Here is a 19,699-nt window from a genome sequence, read left to right on the forward strand (position 1 = left end):
GCCTGCCTGGCGCCTGAACATGCTCGTGATCACACGGAATCGGTGTAAATTTTTGCGCCACCGAATGATACGTTTATTTTCATTGCGTTGCATTGTGAAATAAAACATGTCATTTATAGCCACGCAAAATCACCAGGACTGATCCACCGCGCCAGATCGGATGGCCAGTACCACCCCAACGCCCCTCCAAGGAGTCAACAATATGAACAAGACAGAACTTCTAGGTGCTCTGGCACTGTGCGCCGCAAGTTTGCTGGCACACGCCGATGAAGACAGCCTGCGTATCGGTATCGAAGCCGCCTACCCACCCTTCTCTTTCAAGACACCGGAAGGCAACGTCAGTGGTTTCGACTACGACATCGGCAACGCCCTGTGCGAAGAGATGAAGGTCAAATGCGAGTGGGTCATCCAGGAATTCGACGGCATGATTCCGTCGCTGAAAGTGCGCAAGATCGATGCCGTGCTGTCGTCGATGTCGATCACTGAAGACCGCCTGAAGTCGGTCGACTTCAGCAAAAAGTACTACCACACGCCAGGCAAGTTCGCGATGAAGGCCGGCAATGTGATCAACGACCCACTGGTTGATCTCAAGGGCAAGAAGGTCGGGGTACAACGCTCATCGACCTACGACCGTTTTGCTACCGAGCAGCTTGAAAAAGCCGGGGTCGAAGTGGTGCGCTACGGCTCACAAAATGAAGCCTTCCTGGATCTGGCGTCGGGTCGTCTGGACGCGACGCTCGCCGACATCGTCAACACCGACGAGAGCTTCATCAAAACGCCAGCCGGCAAAGGCTTCGCGCTGGTTGGACCGGACATCAGCGACCCGAAATATTTCGGCCGAGGCGCCGGGATTGCGGTGCGTAAAGGCGACAGCGTGAACGTTGCACGCCTGAGTACAGCGATCGACGCCATCCGCGCCAACGGCAAGTACCAGCAAGTGATGGCCAAGTACTTCGCGTTCGATATCTACGGCGAATAAACCTTACCTGAAACCCTGTGGCGCCAGCCTCTTGCGGGCGCTTTGGGCTTGTCTCGCGCGCCTTTTGGCGCTCGTTTGAGGACCTTCATCATGCTTCACGGCTACGGATCGAGCATTCTCGATGGCGCCTGGCTGACCATTAACCTGGCCTTGACCTCCATGAGCATGGCGATTGCTTTGGGTCTGATCGGCGCGGCCTTTCGGTTGTCGCCGCTCAAATGGCTGGCGATGCTGGGCGAAGGCTATACCACCCTGATTCGCGGTATTCCTGACCTGGTGTTGATCCTGTTGATCTTCTACGGCGGCCAGGATCTGGTGAACCGCATCGCCCTGGCGCTCGGTTACACCCGCTATATAGACATCAATCCCTTCATCGCCGGCGTCTGCACCATGGGTTTCATTTTTGGCGCCTATCTCTCGGAAACCTTTCGCGGCGCGTTTATGGCGATTCCTAAAGGTCAGGCCGAGGCCGGCGCGGCGTATGGCATGAGTGGCGGCCAGGTGTTCTGGCGGATTCTGGTGCCGCAGATGATTCGCTTCGCCATTCCCGGGTTCACCAACAACTGGCTCGTACTGACCAAATCCACCGCGCTGATTTCGGTGATCGGCTTGCAGGACATGATGTTCAAAGCCAAGAACGCAGCGGACGCTACCCATGAGCCGTTTACGTTTTTCCTCGCGGTGGCGGCGCTTTATCTGATGCTGACCAGCGTGTCATTGCTGGTGCTGCGCTATCTGGAAAAACACTACTCGGTCGGCATCAAAGCCGCCGAATTGTGATTGGGAGCAACCCCATGATTCTCGACTACAACCTGATCTGGGAAAACCTGCCGCTGTATTTCAATGGCGCCTTGTTGACCCTCAAAGTCCTGCTGATTTCCCTGGCCTTCGGCCTGGTGCTGGCGATTCCGTTGGCATTGATGCGGGTGTCCCGATCGCCTCTGATCAACTTCCCGGCCTGGCTCTACACCTACGTGATTCGCGGCACGCCGATGCTGGTGCAATTGTTCCTGATCTATTACGGCCTGGCGCAGTTCGCAGCGGTACGTGAAAGCGCGCTCTGGCCGTACCTGTCCAGTGCAACCTTTTGCGCCTGCCTGGCGTTTGCGATCAATACCAGTGCCTATAGCGCAGAACTGCTGGCCGGCAGTTTGAAGGCCACGGCCCACGGCGAGATCGAAGCCGCCAAGGCCATGGGCATGTCGCGCTTTACCCTGTACCGCCGCATTCTGCTGCCGTCAGCCTTGCGCCGGGCGTTGCCGCAGTACAGCAACGAAGTGCTGATGATGCTGCAAACCACCAGCCTGGCATCGATTGTCACCCTGGTGGACATCACCGGCGCCGCGCGTACGGTCAGTGCGCGGTTCTATCTGCCGTTCGAGGCGTTCATCACGGCCGGCCTCATCTACCTGGCCCTGACCTTCATCCTGGTTCGCCTGTTCAAGCTGACCGAGCGCCGCTGGCTGGCGTACCTGGCACCGCGCAAGCACTAAGGAGCTGTTATGGAGCACATTGAATACCTGCTGCCGTGGAGTGCTTCGGGCACTGAACGGAAGCTGTCGCTGTTTCGTTTTGGCAGCGGGCCGCGCAAGGCCTACATTCAGGCGTCCCTGCACGCCGACGAGTTGCCGGGGATGCGCGTGGCGGTTGAACTCAAACGACGTCTGCGGGTGCTGGAAGAACAAGGTCGCCTGAACGGAGTGATCGAGTTAGTGCCGATGGCCAATCCGATCGGCATCGCCCAGATGTTCCAGGCCACCCATCAGGGGCGCTTCGAGTTCTCCAGCGGGAAAAATTTCAATCGGGATTTCCCGGAACTGGCTGAAGCCGTGGCGGCGCTGGTGAAAGACCACCTGGGCGACAATGCCGACGTCAACACCACACGGATCCGCCGGGCCATGGCCGATGTCCTCGCCGACATGCCACCACCGACCTCGGAACTCGATGGCCTGCGTCGCGTGTTGCTGCAACATGCCTGTGACGCCGATGTCGTGCTGGACCTGCACTGCGATTTCGAGTCGATCATGCTGCTTTACGCCATGCCGCAAAACTGGCCGCGATTGCGTTCGTTGGCCGCTCGACTGGGTGCCGGCGCCGCGCTGCTGGCCGAGGGTGCGGGCGGCAGTGCCTTCGATGAAGCCTGTGCGATCCCTTGGTTGTGGTTGACCGAGCTCTTTCCTGAAGCCGATATTCCGCTGGCCTGCGTGGCCACCACCATCGAGTTGCGCGGCATGGCCGACACCGAACGCGAACAATGTGTCGATAGCGCCGAGGCCATTCTTGGCTATCTCGCCGAGCAAGGCCTGATCAGCGGCGACTGGCCAGTAGCGCCACCGAACTGTTGTGAAGCGACTCCGTTCGCCGGCGCGCAGTACGCCTATGCGCCGCACCCGGGGGTGGTGAGTTTTCTGCAACCGCTGGGTGCCCGGGTCAGGATGGGCGATCCGCTGTTCGAAGTGCTGGATCCGCTGACCGATCGCCACAGTATCGTGCGCGCCAGCACCGACGGCATCCTCTATGCCCGAGAACGCCTGCGCTTTGCCCAGCCCGGTTTGTGGCTGGCCAAAGTCGCCGGCACCCGCCCTATTCGCCAGGGTCGCTTGCTCAGCGACTGATTCCAGAGAATAAAAACCATGTACAAACTTGAAGTTCAGGATCTACACAAAAGCTACGGCAGCCACCACGTGCTCAAGGGTGTGTCCCTGGAGGCGAAGGCCGGTGATGTCATCAGCCTCATCGGCTCCAGCGGCTCGGGCAAAAGCACCTTCTTGCGCTGCATCAACCTGCTGGAACAGCCCAACGCCGGCAACATCGTGCTCAATGGCGAACCACTCAAACTGGTGACCAACACACTCGGCGGGCTCAAGGCAGCCGAACCCAAGCAGCTACAACGCATGCGTTCGCGGCTGTCGATGGTGTTTCAGCACTTCAACCTGTGGTCGCACATGAGCGCGCTTGAAAACGTCATGGAAGCCCCGGTGCATGTGCTTGGCCTAAGCAAAAAAGAAGCCCGGGAAAAGGCCGAGCACTACCTGAACAAAGTCGGCGTGGCGCACCGCATGGACGCCTGGCCGGCCCATATGTCGGGTGGCGAGCAGCAGCGTGTGGCGATTGCCCGGGCGCTGGCCATGGAGCCGGAAGTGATGTTGTTCGATGAGCCGACCTCGGCACTCGACCCCGAGTTGGTCGGCGAAGTGCTCAAAGTCATGCAGGACCTCGCCCTCGAAGGTCGCACCATGGTGGTCGTGACCCACGAAATGGGTTTTGCCCGTGAGGTTTCCAATCAACTGGTGTTCCTGCACAAGGGGCAGGTCGAAGAACGTGGCGACCCGCGCGAAGTGCTGGTCAACCCGCAGTCCGAACGCCTACAGCAGTTTCTTGCCGGCAGCTTGAAGTAATAATCCGCCCGGCCAGCCGTAACGCAGTCCGTGTAGCAGCTGCCGAAAGCTGCGTTCGGCTGCGCAGCAGTCGTAAAACCTGACCGCGAGGTAGTCCTGAAGAACCGCATTGCCTGATTTCACGACTGCTGCGCAGCCGAACGCAGGCTTCGCCAGCTGCTACAGACTGCGTTGCCCGATCACCGGCCCTTGGCAAGCGTTGCACACCAACGGTTGGCTTCGGATACACTCCAGCCAACCTTGTGCCACCCCTTCTCCACCCCTCAGGAAATGTTGAGCCGGATATGCCGACCCCATCGAAAAACACCACGGTCTATGCCGCACCGGTCATGCGCAAACTGGCGGAGATCGTTGGCGATTTGCAGCCGTCACTGCGCAAGGTGGCGGACTTTATCCTGCGTCACCCGCTGAGGGCCGCAACGCTGACCATCGAGGAAATGGCTCACGAAACATCCACCTCGCCAGCCGCAGTCAACCGCTTGGCCAAGGCCCTGAACCTGGGTGGCTACACCGGCATGAAAGCCGAACTCGTCGCCACGTTGCAGCAGATGGTGTCGCCGGTCGACAAACTGCGCAACGAACTGGCACATCGTCCTGGCGGCGCGTTTGGCCTGCATGAGCAAATCCAGAGCGCCAGCAGCAACCTCGCCACGGCAGCGACCAACAACCATGCAGACACCTTCGAAGCGTTCGTCACGCGCCTGACCACCGCGCGAAAAATCTACATCCTGGGCTTTGGCAACAGCGTCTACTTCGCCGGCCTCGCCGCCTCGACCCTGATGCCTTTCTGCGCCGACGCCACTGCCATCAGCATGGAGGGCGGCAACGAAAACGCCGCTTACCGTCTGGCGGCGATTACCGATCAGGATGTGTTGCTGGCAATCTCCCTGCCGCGCTATTCCCTCGACACCCTGCAACTCGCCCGTTTCGCCAATGAGCGGGGTGCCTCGGTGCTGGCAATCACCGATTCACCCGCCTCGCCGCTCACCAGCATTGCCGAACATGTGTTGTTTGCTCCCGCCGACCATCCGGTATTGACCAGTTCCAACATCGCGGTGCTCGCCTTGATCGAAGGCTTGGTGGCGGGCGTCATGGCGCGCAACAAGGAAGCCGTCAAGCTGGCGACCGAACTGACCGAAAGCGTGATGGCTTACCTGCACATGCCTGGTAACAGCAAATCGGCGAAAGCCACAAAACCGCGCTGACGTGTCCCGGGCTTACCCGCGACGTGGTACGCCACAGGGTTTGCGGGCAAGCGTCTGACTGGGAAGTTCGTCGAACAACGCGCGATAACTGCTGGAAAATCGCCCTAAATGCCAGAAGGACCAGTGCATCGCCACTTCGGCAACCGTGGTGTCCATCACTGTGCGGCTGAGCAATTCTCGGCGCGCACTGTTGAGTCGGCGCAAGCGCAGCCAATGGGTTGGGGTCATCCCGGTATAAGCCTTGAACGCATGCTGCAACTGCCGCAGTGAAACCCCGGCAATTTGCGAAAGCTCCAGCAGATTCAGGGTCTCTTCCGGGGTATCAGCCGCCCATTCACCGATGCGTTTCATCACTGCACGTTCTTCGGCGCGGCGCTGTAACCCTCCGCGATCAAGGCAAACACACGCGTTGTCGAGGATGTACAGGCAGTCTTCGAGCAACTGCTGGGTCAACGCCTCCTTGCTCGGCGGATCGAGGGTCTGCGTCAGTCGGGTCAACGTCCCGCTGAGCCAGCGACTGAACAATGCGTTCTGTCCCGAGTTCAGCGGCGCCATGAACAGGCCTTCGAGCCTGGCCACGTTCAAACCGTGACGCTGCACGAACGCCGGGCCGAACACCACGGCGATTTCCTGGTAGTTCTCCGGGGTGATCCAGATATTGCGGCTTTCGCCATTCAACACGTACAGCGCGTTGTCACTTCGATCGAAACAGAACGCCAGCGCACCTTCGGGCGCGCTGAAATTCTGCTCGACCCGCGTGTTCATCTGTTCCTCGTAAATCTCCACGCCTTGCAGGTCCAGGTAGCGCACGCGCCCGGCGAAATGCCCCGGCGACATTTGCTGGTAATGCTGCACCCACCCCGGTGTGGCGCGGATTTGCTCGGCTACATCGGCGGTGTTGAACGCTTGGACTTGCAGGGGGTTGCAGGTTGTCATGGGTGACCTTGCGCACTCTTTTGGTGCGTTTTGGTGCTGCTGAAAGTGGATAGATGGAACGTCAAGGCTCGCCCAAGATAGTCGTCAACGCGCCACAGGGGAAGTGTGTGGTGGATGAAACCAGCCTCCCCGGCGTTAATAAAACCAATAACGAGGTCTTTATGAATGTCCCTTTCGATCAGCTGCTCACGTGGCTGAAAGATCACAAGATTACCGAAGTCGAGTGTGTGGTCAGCGACTTGACCGGCATCGCACGCGGCAAAATTGCACCCACCAACAAGTTCCTGCATGAGCGAGGCATGCGCCTGCCGGAAAGTGTGCTTTTGCAAACGGTAACCGGGGACTTTGTCGACGACGACATCTACTACGACCTGCTCGACCCGGCCGACATCGACATGGTGTGCAAGCCTGTCTCCGATGCGGTGTACGTGATCCCATGGGCCATCGAGCCCACCGCTATCGTGATTCACGACACCTTCGACAAGTTCGGCAACCCGATCGAGCTGTCGCCGCGCAACGTGCTGAAAAAAGTCCTGCAGCTGTACACCGACAAAGGCTGGCGGCCGATTGTCGCGCCGGAAATGGAGTTCTACCTGACCCAGCGCTGCGAAGACCCTGACTTGCCGCTCAAGGCACCGCTGGGCCGTTCGGGCCGTGCGGAGAGTGGTCGCCAGTCGTTTTCCATCGACGCTGCCAACGAATTCGATCCGCTGTTTGAAGACGTGTACGACTGGTGTGAACTTCAAGGCCTGGACCTCGATACCTTGATCCACGAAGACGGCCCGGCGCAGATGGAAATCAACTTCCGGCATGGCGACGCGCTGGATCTGGCCGACCAGATCACCGTGTTCAAGCGAACCCTGCGCGAGGCGGCGCTCAAGCACAACGTCACCGCGACCTTCATGGCCAAACCGATTGGCGATGAACCCGGCAGCGCCATGCATATCCACCAGAGCGTGGTGGACATCGCCACCGGCCAGCCGATCTTTGCCGATGCCGACGGGCAGATGAGCGAGCTGTTCCTGCACCACATCGGCGGCCTGCAAAAGTACATCCCCAAAGTGCTGCCGATGTTCGCGCCGAACGTCAATTCGTTCCGCCGCTTCCTGCCGGATACTTCGGCGCCGGTGAACGTCGAATGGGGCGAAGAAAACCGCACCGTGGGTCTGCGTGTGCCGACCTCCACGCCGGATGCAATGCGCGTGGAAAACCGTTTGCCGGGAGCCGATGCCAACCCTTATCTGGCAATCGCAGCAAGCCTGTTGTGCGGGTATCTGGGCATGGTCGAACGCATCGAACCGAGCGCTGCGGTGCAAGGTCGTGCTTATGAGCGTCGCAACCTGCGCTTGCCGATCACCATCGAAGACGCTCTGACGCAGATGGAAGAATGCGACACCGTTTCGCGTTATCTGGGCAGCAAATTCGTTCGCGGTTATGTGGCGGTCAAGCGAGCGGAACACGAGAACTTCAAACGGGTGATCAGCTCCTGGGAACGTGAGTTCCTGCTGCTTAGCGTCTGAGATCTGCGCTGCTCGTGAGGGCCTCATCGCGAGCAGGCTCGCTCCCACATTTGAAATGCATTCCCCTGTGGGAGCGAGCCGGCTCCGGGCGGCGTTCCGACGAAGGCGGCCGTCAGAACACCAAAAAAACGCCTGATAAATCCAAAAATTCGAAGAGGTGTCGATATGCGTCTATTGAAATCCGTGGTCCCGGTCGCGGCGGCTGTGTTGTTCAGCGCCGTTGCGCAGGCTCAGCCAACGGTCAGCGTCTACAACTGGACCGATTACATCGGCGAGACCACCCTCGTCGACTTCCAGGCGAAAACCGGGATCAAGGTCATCTACGACGTGTTCGATTCCAACGAAACCCTGGAGGGCAAATTGCTCGCCGGCCGTACCGGGTATGACGTGGTGGTGCCGTCCAACCACTTCCTCGCTCGCCAGGTGAAAGCCGGCGCGTTCCTGAAGCTCGATCGTTCGCAGCTGCCCAACTTCAAGAACCTCGACCCGAAACTGCTGGCGCTGCTGGAGAAAAACGATCCGGGCAACGAACACTCGGTCCCGTACCTGTGGGGCACTAACGGCATCGGCTACAACGTCGACAAGGTCAAGCAAGTGCTCGGCATTGACCGTATCGATTCCTGGGCCGTGTTTTTCGAACCGGAAAACCTGAAGAAACTCAGCCAGTGCGGCGTGTCGATGATGGATTCGGCCGATGAAGTGTTCCCGGCCGTTCTCAATTACATGGGCATGGACCCGCGCAGCGAAAACCCTGAAGACTTCAAAAAAGCTGAAGCCAAGCTGTTGACCATCCGCCCTTACATCACCTATTTCCACTCCTCCAAGTACGTTTCGGACCTGGCCAACGGTGACATCTGCGTGGCGTTCGGTTACTCGGGTGACGTGTTCCAGGCCGCGAACCGGGCCAAGGAAGCCAAGAACGGCGTGAACATCGCCTACGCGATTCCCAAGGAAGGCAGTAACTTGTGGTTCGACCTGTTGGCGGTTCCCGCAGACGCCAGCAACCAGAAAGAGGCGCATGCTTTCATCAATTACCTGCTCGATCCGCAAGTGATTGCCAAGGTCAGCGCGTCAGTCGGCTACGCCAACCCGAACCCGGCGTCCAAGCAAGACATGGACCCAGAGCTGGTCAACAACCCTGAGGTTTATCCGCCTCAGGCAGTCCTCGACAAGCTCTACATTTCGACCACCCCGCCCCAGCCGATCATGCGTTTGATGACACGTTCCTGGAGCAAAGTGAAGTCCAATCAATGAACCGATACAGCAACGAACATGCTCGCTCCTATTACGCGGCGTCAGCCAATGGAATGGCGCCCTACCCCACACTGGCCGCGGATCTTGAGGCCGATGTCTGTGTGATCGGCGGCGGCTTTACCGGCGTTAACACGGCGATCGAACTGGCGCAGCGCGGGCTCTCGGTGATTCTGCTGGAGGGTCGGCGAATTGGCTGGGGTGCCAGCGGGCGCAACGGCGGGCAGTTGATCCGCGGTATCGGCCATGACGTCAGCGGTTTTGCCCGTCATGTCGGTGAAGAAGGCGTGCGCTACCTTGAGCGTGCCGGTGTCGAGTCGGTCGAGCTCGTGGGCAACCGCATTCGTGAACACGGGATTGATTGCGACCTGCGCTGGGGGTTCTGTGAACTGGCCAATACTAAAGCGCAGTTCGCGGCGTTCAAGGTTGAGCAGCAAGGCCTTGCCGAATCGGGTTACGCCCACGAAACCCGACTCGTCGGGCCGGAGCAGATCCGTCAGCAGGTGGTGAACTCCGGCATGTATGCCGGTGGTCTCGTCGATATGGGCTCGGGTCACTTGCACCCGCTCAATCTGGTCCTTGGCGAAGCGCTATTGGCGCAATCCTTAGGGGTGCAGATCTTCGAGCAGAGTCCGGTGCTGGAGTTGATCCATGGCAGCACCGTGCAGGTTCGCTGTGCCGGCGGCACGGTGCGCGCCGGCAGCCTGGTGCTGGCGTGCAACGCTCACCTGGAAGAACTCGAACCGAAACTGAGCGGCAAGGTGCTTCCGGCGGGCAGCTACATCATTGCCACCGAGCCGTTGGCGCCCGACGTTGCAGCGCAATTGATCCCGCATAACCTGGCGCTCTGCGACCAGAAAGTCGGCCTGGATTACTACCGGCTCTCGGCGGACCGACGCTTGCTGTTCGGCGGCGCCTGCCATTATTCCGGGCGAGATCCGGCGGACATCGAAGCCTACATGCGCCCGCACATGCTCAAGGTCTTCCCGCAACTGGCCAACGTGCGCATCGACTATCAATGGGGCGGCAAGATTGGCATCAGCGCCAATCGCTTCCCTCAGGTCGGGCGCTTGAGCCAGCATCCGAACGTGTTTTACGCCCAGGGTTACTCCGGTCATGGCCTGAACGTGACCCACTGGTGCGCAAAGCTGTTGGGCGAAGCGATCCACGTCGGACACAGTCGAGGCTTTGACGTGTTCAGCGCCGTGCCGCACATGACCTTTCCCGGTGGGCCGATGCTGCGTTCTCCATTGCTGGCCCTCGGCATGTTTTGGTATCGCCTGCGCGAACTGCTGGGGTGAAGAACAACAGTGTTTGACCCACCGCTTTCGCGAGCAGGCTCGCTCCCACAGGGGATCTTCGCCGTTCACAAATAATGTGGCTACAGAAGATCAAATGTGGGAGCGAGCCTGCTCGCGAAGAACGATGACGCTGTCTATCAGGCATTTGGCCTTTAGATTTGCTCAATCGCTAGGCGCTTCTATATTGAGGGAGTGCTCTGACTTTCCTGCGTCCTGGCGAGTGCAGCCTATGGCTACTACTGACCCACTGATCATCTGCGAGCACTGCGACTGCGTGTATGAAAAAGTCACGCTCGCCAAACATCAAAAAACCCTGTGTACGCGCTGCGGCGGCGTGCTTCAGCGCTATAACGGCTTGACGGTGGAACAACGTCTGGCGTTGACCTTCACCGCGTTGATGCTATGGATTTTCGCCAACTTCTATCCCGTCATGAGCATCAGCCTCAAAGGCCTTAAAAACAGCGCAACACTCTGGGACTCGGTGCTGGCCCTGAGTCTGGGGCCGATCACTTTTATCGCCATGGTGGCGGCGATCTCGATGATCATCGCGCCGATTTTCCAGTTGTCGCTGCTTATCTGGGTCCTGAGCTTCGCCCTCGCCCACCAGCGCTCGCCCGGCTTCAAGTTTTGCATGCGCTGGCTGGAAACCCTCAGGCCCTGGAGCATGCTGGAGGTCTGTCTGCTGGGGGCGATGGTCGCGGTCATCAAACTCGCCGGCTTGCTGGATGTGCTGCCCGGCATCGGCCTGTTTGCCCTGGCCATTCTCAGTCTGATGATGATCCGCATCGCAGGGCGCGACATCCGTGATCTATGGGACATCTTATGAACAGGCCCCCGGTGGCGAGTGAACTCAACCTGTGCCTGTGTCATAGCTGCGGCCTGGCCTGCGACATGACCGATGAACCTCACGAATGCACACGGTGCGGCGCGACGTTGCATCGGCGCAAAACCAACTCACTGGCCCGGACCTGGGCCTACATGTTCACTGCCCTGGCGTTTTACGTCCCGGCTAATCTGCTGCCAGTGATGAACACCAAGATGGTCGGCAACGGCGCCGATAGCACGATCATGAGCGGTGTACTGGAGTTCTGGCAGCACGGCGCCTGGGACATTGCCCTGATTATCTTCATCGCCAGCATCGCGGTGCCGGGCATCAAGTTCGTCGCCCTGACGCTGTTACTGGTGACCGTTCAGCGCGACAGCCAATGGGCGAGTAAGCAGCGGTCAACGCTGTACCGTTTCGTCGAGCTCATCGGTTACTGGTCGATGCTCGATGTGATCGTGGTCGCCCTGGTGGCCTCACTGGTGAAGTTTCAAGCCCTGGCCGATATCGAACCGCGCCCGGGCATTCTGTTCTTTGGCCTGGTGGTGGTCTTCACCATGCTGTCGGCAATGAGTTTCGACCCACGCCTGATCTGGGATAAAGAAGAGCGGGATAACCCAAACGAGGAGGTCATGGATGAAGTCGCAAGCCACTGACGGGCCGCAAGCCCCTGGGCAGGCCCCTGTCAAAACCCGTCGTTTCAGCGTTTCGCTGGTATGGATCGTGCCGATCGTCGCGGTGCTGGTGGGGATTTCCCTGGTTGTACACACCATGATGCAGGAAGGTCCGACCATCACCGTTACCTTCAAGACCGGTAGTGGTCTGACCGCCAACAAAACCGAAGTCAAATACCGCAACGTGGTGATCGGGCAAGTCACCGATGTCGAATTGAGCAACGACCAGAAAAGTGTCAACGCCACCATCAAACTGGCCAAACAGGCGGAAAGTTTTACTCGCGAAGACTCGGAGTTCTGGGTCGTGCGCCCGCGCATTGGTGCCGGCGGGGTGTCGGGTATCGATACCCTGCTGTCCGGGGACTACATTGGCGCCGACATTGGCCAGGCCAATGCTCGCGCAAAAAACTTTACCGGCCTGGAAAACCCGCCGCCGATCACCTATGGCGAACCGGGTAAGCGCTTCACCCTGCACACCGAAGACCTCGGTTCCCTGGACATCGGCTCTCCGGTTTATTACCGCAAGATTCCAGTAGGTCAAGTGGTGGCCTATGCATTGGACGCCGACGGTAAAGGGGTCAACATCGAAGTGTTCGTCCACTCGCCCAACGATGCCTACGTCACTGAAAATACCCGGTTCTGGAACGCCAGCGGGATCGACGTGAACGTTGGCGCCAATGGCTTTTCGGTGAAAACCGAGTCGCTGTCATCAATCCTGGTGGGCGGCATCGCCTTCCGCGCTCCAGAATACAGCCCCAACGATCAACCGGCCGCCGAGGACAAAGCCTTCGACCTGTTCGAAGACCAGCTAACCGCACTCGCCCCGCCCAGCGGCAAGGGGCAATTCTTGAGTTTGCGTTTCGATCAGGCCTTGCGCGGGCTCAAGGTCGGCGCGCCGGTGGAATTCCTTGGCATAGAGTTCGGCAGAGTCGTGTCGGTCAATCTGGATTTCGACGCGAAAAAGCGCACTTTCCCGGTCAATGTCGGCATCGTGATCTACCCGCAACGCCTCGGCCAGGCACACATCAAAATGCTCGAGGTCTTGAAGCATGACCCCAACGACGAAGCCGCTGGCGTCCGGCTGATCGGCAGCTTCATCGAAAATGGTCTGCGGGCCCAGGCCCGGAGCGGCAATCTATTGACCGGTCAGCTCTACATTGCGCTCGACTTCTACCCCAAAGCGGACAAAGTCGTGTTCGATCCAACCGCTCGTCCAGTCTCTATCCCAACCATTCCTGGCAGCCTCGAACAATTGCAGGAAAAACTGGAGGGCATGGTCAACAAGATCAACCAACTGCCAATCGAGCGCATTGCCGGCAACCTGGACAGCAACCTCGTTGAACTGCGTAAAGGTCTGGCGCAATTCAACGCCAAGACCCTGCCCGGCGTGCAGACCACCCTGGCGGATGTCAGCAAGACGCTGCAATCGGCCAGTTCGACCTTGGCCGAAGACTCGCCGCAACGCGAACAATTAGGTCAGACCCTCGACGAGCTCGGGCGCATGTCGCGCTCCTTGCGTGAACTCTCGGATTACCTGGGACGGCATCCAGAATCGCTGATTCGCGGTCGTCCCGACAATGCTGCGCCGATGGACCTGCAGGGGCCGCCGCGCAAATGACCACAGGAGCATCACTCATGGTTTATCCGCTGAAGATCAGCTTGGTCACTGCATTGTTGCTACTCGCCGCTTGCCGCAGTGAGCCGATTCAATTCCACACCCTGACCCCGGCCCAACCGAGCGGCAATTCAAGGACCAGCGCTGCGGATATCCAGATCGAGAGCCTCAGCGTCCCGCCCCAGGTCGACCGCCCGCAAATCGTGATTCGCCAGGGCAACAGTGGCCTGGCGATCCTCGAAACCGAGTGGTGGGGCGCGAGTCTGTCGGATGAATTGCGCAGTGCCCTGGTCGATCAACTGGTCAACAGCAATCCCCAGCGCAAGGTATCGGTGCGGCTGGACGTGCAACGTTTTGATTCGATTCCTGGCCAATACGCCCTGATCGACGTCAAATGGCGTCTGCGCCATTTCGGCGAAAGCGATAACGCGCTGATCACTTGCCGCAGCACGTTGCAGACACCGTCAGGGCCTTCCATCGACGACCTGGTGATCGCCCAACAGAACAACATCAAACGCCTGTCCGCGTTGATCAATCAGGCCGCTTCCGGTACATCAAGAGGTTGTCCAGCGGCTCAGTAAGAGACGACCTCTCAGTCAAGTCAACCGTGAAGCAACATCCGTTTGGCTGGCGGCTGGTGAGCTCCACGCTCCAGTTCTGATGGGTGCAAATACGTTGGATCAACGACAGCCCCAGGCCCAGTCCTTCGCCACGTTGCTCATCACCGCGCACGAACGGTTGAAACATCGCATGACGTTTTTCTTCCGGAATGCCTATGCCACTGTCTTCGACACTGAAACCGTGCTCACGTAGCGTCAATCGAATGAAACCCTGATCGGTGTAGTGCCACGCATTACGCAACAAATTGCCCATGACCGATTGCAGGAACGTGAGGTTAAAGCGATCCGTTGAAACCTGTTCGACCAAGTAAATAAACTCGATGTTCTTTTCCCTGATCAGCGGCTTCCAGACATCCACCAGCGCGTCGGCGATGTCCTTCAGGGTGGCACTCGCACCTGAACCAGAATCCTCCCGCGCGCGCGCCAGCATCAAAAACGTCTCGACCAATTGGCGCATTTCATGACTGGCACGGGCGATTCGCTGGACCTGCGCCATGGAACGGTGGTCCAGCGAGGGATTGCCGAATAGCAGTTCACAGGAGCTGGCCAGCACCATCAATGGCGTGCGCAGTTCGTGACTCACATCGCTGGTAAAGAGCTTTTCCCGTCCCAGTGCTGCGCGCAAACGGCCCAGAGTCTGATCGAAGGAGAGCGCCAGTTCGCCCACTTCGTCCGTTGCATAATCGGGATGTAACGGTGGAGCGAGCTCCAGCAGTTGATCGCGATGCCGCACCTGACGCGCCAGACGAATCACAGGAGCGAGGACGCGCCGGGCCAGCAACCGGCCCATCAAAATCGCCAGCAAGACACTCAAAAAAAACCCGACAACCACCACCGAGAACAGCACATGCTCCCGTCGTTCGAGGCTTCGTTGATCGCGCAACAAAACGTATTTGCGATCTCCCACCAGGTTCACCATGGCGTAGTACTTCGCACCGTTGTAGAGAATCTCCTGAAACCCCGGGGGCAGCGCTTCCAGCATCGAGTTCAGGGCCATGGGGGGCTTGGCTCCCTGGGCGAAAAACAGTTCATCTTTCTCGGGTTGATGGGGCCATTTATCGGGGTTGTCCATCAACAGCAGACGGTGCAGTCCGCCTCCCAGTGTCGTGGCCGTGAGCCTTCGCTCTACCACGTGGACAGTCGCAACAATGCCAAACGCAAAAATGCCCGCGACCAGCGCGCTCATCAGGGCGAATACGATGACAATCCGTTTCGTCAGGCTTTGCTTTAAATCCATTCTGTTGCCGGGCTCCATTGTCGGGGTCAATTGCCACAGAACCGGGGCTAAAACCAACGTCAGCCCACAGGCAAGGTGCATTAGAGAAGCGTTTTCAATAACGTTCTAATAGTTAACTGACCATCCCTCTCGCAAAACTTTCACATTTCTTTCACCCCTCAGGCACCTGACACCTTTTAGTTTGTCGCTAATTGCGCCGTGACTACCCAAATAGCCGGAGAACTTCAAAGTCTTATTGGAAGAAGCGCATTGAAAGTTGATGTTTGTCGCGCATTCAGGGGTAAAACATACGTGCTTAATTTACTATCGCGCAAGTTTCCACAAAAACCAACGTGGCTATCGCGGCTGTTCGGGCTCACGGGGTTGATCGTGGTGTTGGTCATCATTGCCGGGGGCACCGGTTTTGCCTTGTGGTCAAGATCTCCGCCCAACCTGGTCACTGCCGGAACCGAAACTAAAGCGGACCTGCTCCAGCGCTGGCAAGCCGGTGAGATCGTCGCTCTGGTACGCCATGCCGAGCGATGCGACCGATCCTCGAACCCATGCCTGGGCCCGGCTGACGGTATTACCCAAGCCGGCAGCGTTGAGGCCGCGGCGGTGGGCCAGGGTTTCCAGCGCCTGGGCCTGTCACAGACCGACGTCCTGAGCAGTCCGGTTACCCGTACAGTGCAAACCTCACACTATATGCTCGGCAAAGACGCGATGACTCAGGAGTGGCTGTCGATCTGCGGCAAGACTATGCGTAACGATGTGGTGGCGCACAAGGTGGCCCATCGCAATTTGGTGTTGGTCACTCACAGCGGTTGTATTCACGAATTTGAAGCGCAGACCGGTTTCCGACACGCGCCGAAAAGTGAATATGGCAGCTCGTTGTTCGTGCGCATTAGTGCTGATGGACAACTTAAAGTGCTCGGTATCGTCAAAGCCGATGACTGGCATTCCCTGTTGAACGAAAAGTAGCTGGGCCAATAATCCTGCCGATGCGTCCGAACGCAGTGTTTGCGAACGAATCGCTTTAACTTAAAAGCATCAAAAAAATAGTTGCGCCAACTTCCAACTTAAAAGTTCAGGTCGCGGTGGAGTCGTGACATTCAAGAAGTTGCCTTCTTGCTGTGTCGTGCTGCGCGCGCCCGTTCATTTACAAACTTTGCCAAGGACTAGCCATGACGCCCGATAACCTGCTTCCCCGTTCTGCTGGCCATTTGTCCCGAGCAGACGCCTCGGTCCGGTCAATTGCCGAGCAATGGATGGTTCCGGGTTTGCTGCTGGTCTTCCTGGTCTTTTATCTCCTGCCGCTCGTGACCCATGGCTTATGGACGCCTGACGAAACCCGTTATGGTCAGATCAGTCAGGAAATGCTGTTGAGTGGTAACTGGGTCGCTCCGCATTTCATGGGGATTCGTTATTTCGAGAAGCCGATTGCCGGTTACTGGATGATCGCCATCGGTCAGGCTGTATTTGGCGACAACCTGTTTGGGGTGCGTATCGCCTCGGCACTGAGCACCGGGCTGAGTATCTGGCTCACGTACCTGATTGCCCGTCGCCTCTGGAACGACCCGCGCAAAAGCTTCGCCTGCGCACTGTTGTATATGAGCTTCGGGTTGATCGCCGGTCAGGCCGGATACGCCAACCTCGATCCGCAATTCACGTTGTGGGTCAACCTGAGTCTGGTTGCGCTGTGGTTTGCCATCGATAGCCAGGGTTCACGCGCTCGACTCGGCACTTGGGCGCTGTTGGGCGTTGCTTGCGGGATGGGCTTCATGACCAAGGGTTTTCTTGCCTGGTTGTTGCCCATGTTGATCGCCCTGCCCTGGATGCTCTGGCAACGACGCTTGGGTGAGTTGTTACGTTATGGGCCGCTGGCGGTCGTCGTGGCCGCGGCGGTCTGCCTGCCATGGGTACTTGCGATCCACCATCAGGAACCGGACTTTTGGCGGTTTTTCTTCTGGAACGAACACATTCGCCGTTTCGCTGCCGATGATGCGCAGCACGCTCGTCCTTGGTGGTTCTACGTGCCGCTGCTGGTCGTATCGAGTCTGCCCTGGGCAGCCTTGCTGCCAACGACATTCGTTCAGGCCTGGCAGCACAAACGCCAGCCGGCGATCTGCTTTCTGTTGCTCTGGCTGCTATTGCCACTGGGGTTCTTCAGCCTGAGCAGCGGCAAGCTGCCAACCTATATCATGCCGTGCCTGTTACCCCTGGCGTTGCTGATGGGCCATGCTTTGACCGAGTTGCTGAACCAGGCGCGCGGCCGGGCGATTCGTATCAACGGCGTGATCAATGTCGTCATGGCGACCACAGTCCTGATCGTCCTGCTTTATCTGCAGGCCACCAAAGAGATCTACGAAAACACTGAATATTTCAGCCTGTCGCTGGTGTTTTTCGTGCTGCTTGGCTGGATCATCGCTAACGCGTTGCAAGTCTTGCGTCCATTGATGTTCTGGGCCATGCCGGCCCTGGGCATCTGGCTGCTGGTCGCATTGCTGCCGGCGGCGATGCCCGGCCAGATTGTCGATAGCAAGATGCCCGATCAGTTCATTGCCGAGCATCTGGATGCCTTGAGCCAGACGACCTCGCTGCTCAGCAACGATTTGGGTGCGGCATCGGCCTTGTCCTGGCGCCTGAAGCGACCGCAGATCGGGCTTTACAATACCGTTGGCGAGCTGAAGTACGGCCTCGACGATCCCGCGATGGAATCAAGGAAAGTGACCAAGGACAGTGTCGGTCAATGGATGACCGAGGCTCGCAAAAAAGGCTCGGTTGGCGTGGTGATGCGGGTCAACAGTGTTCAGGAAGTGCAAGAAGTCGAGTTGCTGCCTATCGACGGCAAGCGTTATGAGCGCGGCAACCTGCAAATTCTGATATTCCCGCAGCGCCAACCCTGACAAGCCGCTGGAAGGCAGCGCAGACACCGCCCGGCAATCGAGCGTCTCGCTGCCCGAGCCCACAAGCCAAATGACAGGAATTAACGATTAATTTGACGTTTTTTTCTCATTTCAAGCTCTACATTCGCCGCGTCTTAAACATGCAAATGATTCCTATTGATCTACACTCATCGACGACCCACCTCGTCGACGCTGTCGAATCTGCGTGCACGATTTAAAAAAAACGGAGCTGCCACCGCATGAATTCCCCTGTCCCTTCGTTCCTGAAGAAGGCGTTATTGGTCACCGCTCTGCTGACCACCGGCCACGTGTATGCCGCAGATGCCGATGGCATCGTGGTCTACAACGCCCAGCACGAAAGCCTGACCAAATCCTGGATCGAGGGCTTTACCAAGGAAACCGGGATCAAAGTCACCGTGCGCAATGGCGACGACACCGAGATGAGCAATCAGATCGTGCAGGAAGGCGCCGCCTCCCCGGCCGACGTATTCCTGACCGAAAACTCTCCGGCCATGGTGCTGGTTGACAACGCAGGGCTGTTTGCACCGGTTGCGCCGGCCACTCTGGAACAGATCGGCGCGCCTTACCGCCCGGCCCATGGCAAATGGGTGGGGATCGCCGCGCGCTCCACGGTGTTTGTCTATAACCCGAGCAAACTGCCCGAAGCCCAATTGCCCAAGTCGCTGATGGACCTCGCCGGCCCAAGCTGGAAAGGTCGCTGGGGCGCTTCGCCGGCCGGTGCCGACTTCCAGGCCATCGTCGCTGCCGTGCTGGCACTCAAGGGCGAAGCCGCCACCCTGGAATGGCTCAAAGGGATGAAAACCAACTACACGGCCTATCGCGGCAACAGCGCTGTGCTCAAGGCGGTCAACGCCGGGCAGATCGACAGCGGCGTGATCTATCACTATTACAGCTTCGGCGACCAGGCCAAGACTGGCGAAAACAGCAACAACACCGCCCTGCACTACTTCAAGCACAAAGATCCTGGCGCGTTTGTCAGTGTCTCCGGTGGCGGCGTTCTGGCGTCCAGTAAACATAAGGAACAAGCCCAGGCGTTCCTCAAATGGATTACCGGAAAAGATGGCCAGGAAATCCTGAAAACCGGCAAATCGTTCGAATACGCCGTGGGCAAAAATGCTGAATCCAACCCGAAACTGGTGCCTTTGCAGCAACTCGACGCGCCGACAGTCGATGCCTCAAAACTCGACAGTAAAAAAGCCGTGGAGTTGATGACCCAGGCTGGACTGCTCTAATT

18 protein-coding genes are annotated in these 19,699 nt (G+C 58.5%); 16 read left to right on the forward strand and 2 right to left on the reverse strand.

What is annotated here, in order from left to right; all coding sequences use genetic code 11:
- Positions 1 to 202: 202 nt before the first annotated feature.
- The 6 genes from EAH74_RS12695 to EAH74_RS12720 all read left to right on the forward strand — a co-directional run bounded on the left by EAH74_RS12695 (position 203) and on the right by EAH74_RS12720 (position 5,582).
- Entirely contained in the window at positions 203 to 979 is a 777-nt protein-coding gene (locus tag EAH74_RS12695) for an ABC transporter substrate-binding protein (protein ID WP_140678841.1), read from the forward strand.
- A 90-nt stretch (positions 980 to 1,069) separates the two neighbouring features.
- Complete coding sequence (locus EAH74_RS12700) at positions 1,070 to 1,759, forward strand: ABC transporter permease (RefSeq protein ID WP_123364053.1); 690 nt, start codon at positions 1,070 to 1,072, stop codon at positions 1,757 to 1,759.
- A gap of 14 nt (positions 1,760 to 1,773) precedes the next feature.
- Positions 1,774 to 2,472 carry an ABC transporter permease gene (locus tag EAH74_RS12705; RefSeq protein WP_140678843.1) on the forward strand — a complete coding sequence of 233 codons (699 nt, stop codon included), beginning with the start codon at positions 1,774 to 1,776 and terminating at the stop codon, positions 2,470 to 2,472.
- Positions 2,473 to 2,481: 9 nt separating this feature from the next.
- On the forward strand, positions 2,482 to 3,594 hold the full coding sequence (locus EAH74_RS12710) for a succinylglutamate desuccinylase/aspartoacylase family protein (protein ID WP_140678845.1): 1,113 nt from the start codon (positions 2,482 to 2,484) through the stop codon (positions 3,592 to 3,594).
- 18 nt (positions 3,595 to 3,612) lie between these two features.
- Entirely contained in the window at positions 3,613 to 4,377 is a 765-nt protein-coding gene (locus EAH74_RS12715; RefSeq protein WP_140678847.1) for an ABC transporter ATP-binding protein, read from the forward strand.
- Positions 4,378 to 4,661: 284 nt separating this feature from the next.
- Positions 4,662 to 5,582, forward strand: coding sequence for a MurR/RpiR family transcriptional regulator (locus EAH74_RS12720; protein WP_134421518.1), 921 nt, complete (start codon positions 4,662 to 4,664; stop codon positions 5,580 to 5,582).
- A 12-nt stretch (positions 5,583 to 5,594) separates the two neighbouring features.
- Here the strand turns inward: EAH74_RS12720 and EAH74_RS12725 are convergent, their stop codons facing one another.
- Complete coding sequence (locus tag EAH74_RS12725; protein ID WP_140678849.1) at positions 5,595 to 6,518, reverse strand: helix-turn-helix domain-containing protein; 924 nt, start codon at positions 6,516 to 6,518, stop codon at positions 5,595 to 5,597.
- Positions 6,519 to 6,679: 161 nt separating this feature from the next.
- Here EAH74_RS12725 and EAH74_RS12730 point away from each other — a divergent pair, with 161 nt between their 5' ends.
- From EAH74_RS12730 to EAH74_RS12760, 7 genes are all read left to right on the forward strand, one after another.
- Positions 6,680 to 8,038 (forward strand): glutamine synthetase family protein, encoded by a 1,359-nt coding sequence (locus EAH74_RS12730; RefSeq protein WP_074876680.1) that lies wholly within the window; start codon positions 6,680 to 6,682, stop codon positions 8,036 to 8,038.
- 165 nt (positions 8,039 to 8,203) lie between these two features.
- Complete coding sequence (locus EAH74_RS12735; protein WP_140678851.1) at positions 8,204 to 9,292, forward strand: polyamine ABC transporter substrate-binding protein; 1,089 nt, start codon at positions 8,204 to 8,206, stop codon at positions 9,290 to 9,292.
- On the forward strand, positions 9,289 to 10,590 hold the full coding sequence (locus EAH74_RS12740) for an NAD(P)/FAD-dependent oxidoreductase (RefSeq protein ID WP_140678853.1): 1,302 nt from the start codon (positions 9,289 to 9,291) through the stop codon (positions 10,588 to 10,590). Before EAH74_RS12735 ends, EAH74_RS12740 begins: the two co-directional genes overlap by 4 nt.
- Before the next feature lie 229 nt (positions 10,591 to 10,819).
- Positions 10,820 to 11,416, forward strand: coding sequence for a paraquat-inducible protein A (locus tag EAH74_RS12745; protein ID WP_140678855.1), 597 nt, complete (start codon positions 10,820 to 10,822; stop codon positions 11,414 to 11,416).
- Complete coding sequence (locus tag EAH74_RS12750) at positions 11,413 to 12,069, forward strand: paraquat-inducible protein A (protein ID WP_140678857.1); 657 nt, start codon at positions 11,413 to 11,415, stop codon at positions 12,067 to 12,069. Before EAH74_RS12745 ends, EAH74_RS12750 begins: the two co-directional genes overlap by 4 nt.
- Entirely contained in the window at positions 12,050 to 13,705 is a 1,656-nt protein-coding gene (locus tag EAH74_RS12755) for an intermembrane transport protein PqiB (protein WP_140678859.1), read from the forward strand. Before EAH74_RS12750 ends, EAH74_RS12755 begins: the two co-directional genes overlap by 20 nt.
- 17 nt (positions 13,706 to 13,722) lie before the next feature.
- The gene (locus EAH74_RS12760; RefSeq protein ID WP_140678861.1) at positions 13,723 to 14,283 is read left to right on the forward strand and encodes a PqiC family protein; all 561 of its coding nucleotides are present in this window, start codon (positions 13,723 to 13,725) and stop codon (positions 14,281 to 14,283) included.
- Here the strand turns inward: EAH74_RS12760 and EAH74_RS12765 are convergent.
- The gene (locus EAH74_RS12765) at positions 14,234 to 15,559 is read right to left on the reverse strand and encodes a sensor histidine kinase (RefSeq protein ID WP_140678863.1); all 1,326 of its coding nucleotides are present in this window, start codon (positions 15,557 to 15,559) and stop codon (positions 14,234 to 14,236) included. The two genes, EAH74_RS12760 and EAH74_RS12765, sit on opposite strands and share 50 nt — an antisense overlap.
- A 291-nt stretch (positions 15,560 to 15,850) precedes the next feature.
- On the opposite strand from EAH74_RS12765, the gene EAH74_RS12770 reads away from it, so the two are divergent.
- The 3 genes from EAH74_RS12770 (at position 15,851) to EAH74_RS12780 (ending at position 19,697) form a co-directional block, all read left to right on the forward strand.
- Positions 15,851 to 16,519, forward strand: coding sequence for a histidine phosphatase family protein (locus tag EAH74_RS12770; RefSeq protein WP_140678865.1), 669 nt, complete (start codon positions 15,851 to 15,853; stop codon positions 16,517 to 16,519).
- A gap of 203 nt (positions 16,520 to 16,722) precedes the next feature.
- Positions 16,723 to 18,444, forward strand: a complete 1,722-nt coding sequence (gene arnT / locus EAH74_RS12775) for a lipid IV(A) 4-amino-4-deoxy-L-arabinosyltransferase (protein ID WP_140678867.1) — start codon at positions 16,723 to 16,725, stop codon at positions 18,442 to 18,444.
- A gap of 239 nt (positions 18,445 to 18,683) precedes the next feature.
- A complete protein-coding gene (locus EAH74_RS12780) occupies positions 18,684 to 19,697 on the forward strand; it encodes an iron ABC transporter substrate-binding protein (protein WP_140678869.1) in 1,014 nt (337 codons plus the stop codon).
- Positions 19,698 to 19,699: the final 2 nt, after the last annotated feature.

It is taken from the genome of Pseudomonas mandelii (genome assembly GCF_006438925.1).
Lineage (GTDB): Bacteria > Pseudomonadota > Gammaproteobacteria > Pseudomonadales > Pseudomonadaceae > Aquipseudomonas > Aquipseudomonas mandelii_C.

Bases quoted from the DNA above. Each gene is read 5' to 3' on its own strand.
- EAH74_RS12695 (WP_140678841.1), top strand. From the start codon at position 203: ATGAACAAGACAGAACTTCTAGGTGCTCTGGCACTGTGCGCCGCAAGT.
- EAH74_RS12700 (WP_123364053.1), top strand. From the start codon at position 1,070: ATGCTTCACGGCTACGGATCGAGCATTCTCGATGGCGCCTGGCTGACC.
- EAH74_RS12705 (WP_140678843.1), top strand. From the start codon at position 1,774: ATGATTCTCGACTACAACCTGATCTGGGAAAACCTGCCGCTGTATTTC.
- EAH74_RS12710 (WP_140678845.1), top strand. From the start codon at position 2,482: ATGGAGCACATTGAATACCTGCTGCCGTGGAGTGCTTCGGGCACTGAA.
- EAH74_RS12715 (WP_140678847.1), top strand. From the start codon at position 3,613: ATGTACAAACTTGAAGTTCAGGATCTACACAAAAGCTACGGCAGCCAC.
- EAH74_RS12720 (WP_134421518.1), top strand. From the start codon at position 4,662: ATGCCGACCCCATCGAAAAACACCACGGTCTATGCCGCACCGGTCATG.
- EAH74_RS12725 (WP_140678849.1), bottom strand. From the start codon at position 6,518: ATGACAACCTGCAACCCCCTGCAAGTCCAAGCGTTCAACACCGCCGAT.
- EAH74_RS12730 (WP_074876680.1), top strand. From the start codon at position 6,680: ATGAATGTCCCTTTCGATCAGCTGCTCACGTGGCTGAAAGATCACAAG.
- EAH74_RS12735 (WP_140678851.1), top strand. From the start codon at position 8,204: ATGCGTCTATTGAAATCCGTGGTCCCGGTCGCGGCGGCTGTGTTGTTC.
- EAH74_RS12740 (WP_140678853.1), top strand. From the start codon at position 9,289: ATGAACCGATACAGCAACGAACATGCTCGCTCCTATTACGCGGCGTCA.
- EAH74_RS12745 (WP_140678855.1), top strand. From the start codon at position 10,820: ATGGCTACTACTGACCCACTGATCATCTGCGAGCACTGCGACTGCGTG.
- EAH74_RS12750 (WP_140678857.1), top strand. From the start codon at position 11,413: ATGAACAGGCCCCCGGTGGCGAGTGAACTCAACCTGTGCCTGTGTCAT.
- EAH74_RS12755 (WP_140678859.1), top strand. From the start codon at position 12,050: ATGAAGTCGCAAGCCACTGACGGGCCGCAAGCCCCTGGGCAGGCCCCT.
- EAH74_RS12760 (WP_140678861.1), top strand. From the start codon at position 13,723: ATGGTTTATCCGCTGAAGATCAGCTTGGTCACTGCATTGTTGCTACTC.
- EAH74_RS12765 (WP_140678863.1), bottom strand. From the start codon at position 15,559: ATGGATTTAAAGCAAAGCCTGACGAAACGGATTGTCATCGTATTCGCC.
- arnT (WP_140678867.1), top strand. From the start codon at position 16,723: ATGACGCCCGATAACCTGCTTCCCCGTTCTGCTGGCCATTTGTCCCGA.
- EAH74_RS12780 (WP_140678869.1), top strand. From the start codon at position 18,684: ATGAATTCCCCTGTCCCTTCGTTCCTGAAGAAGGCGTTATTGGTCACC.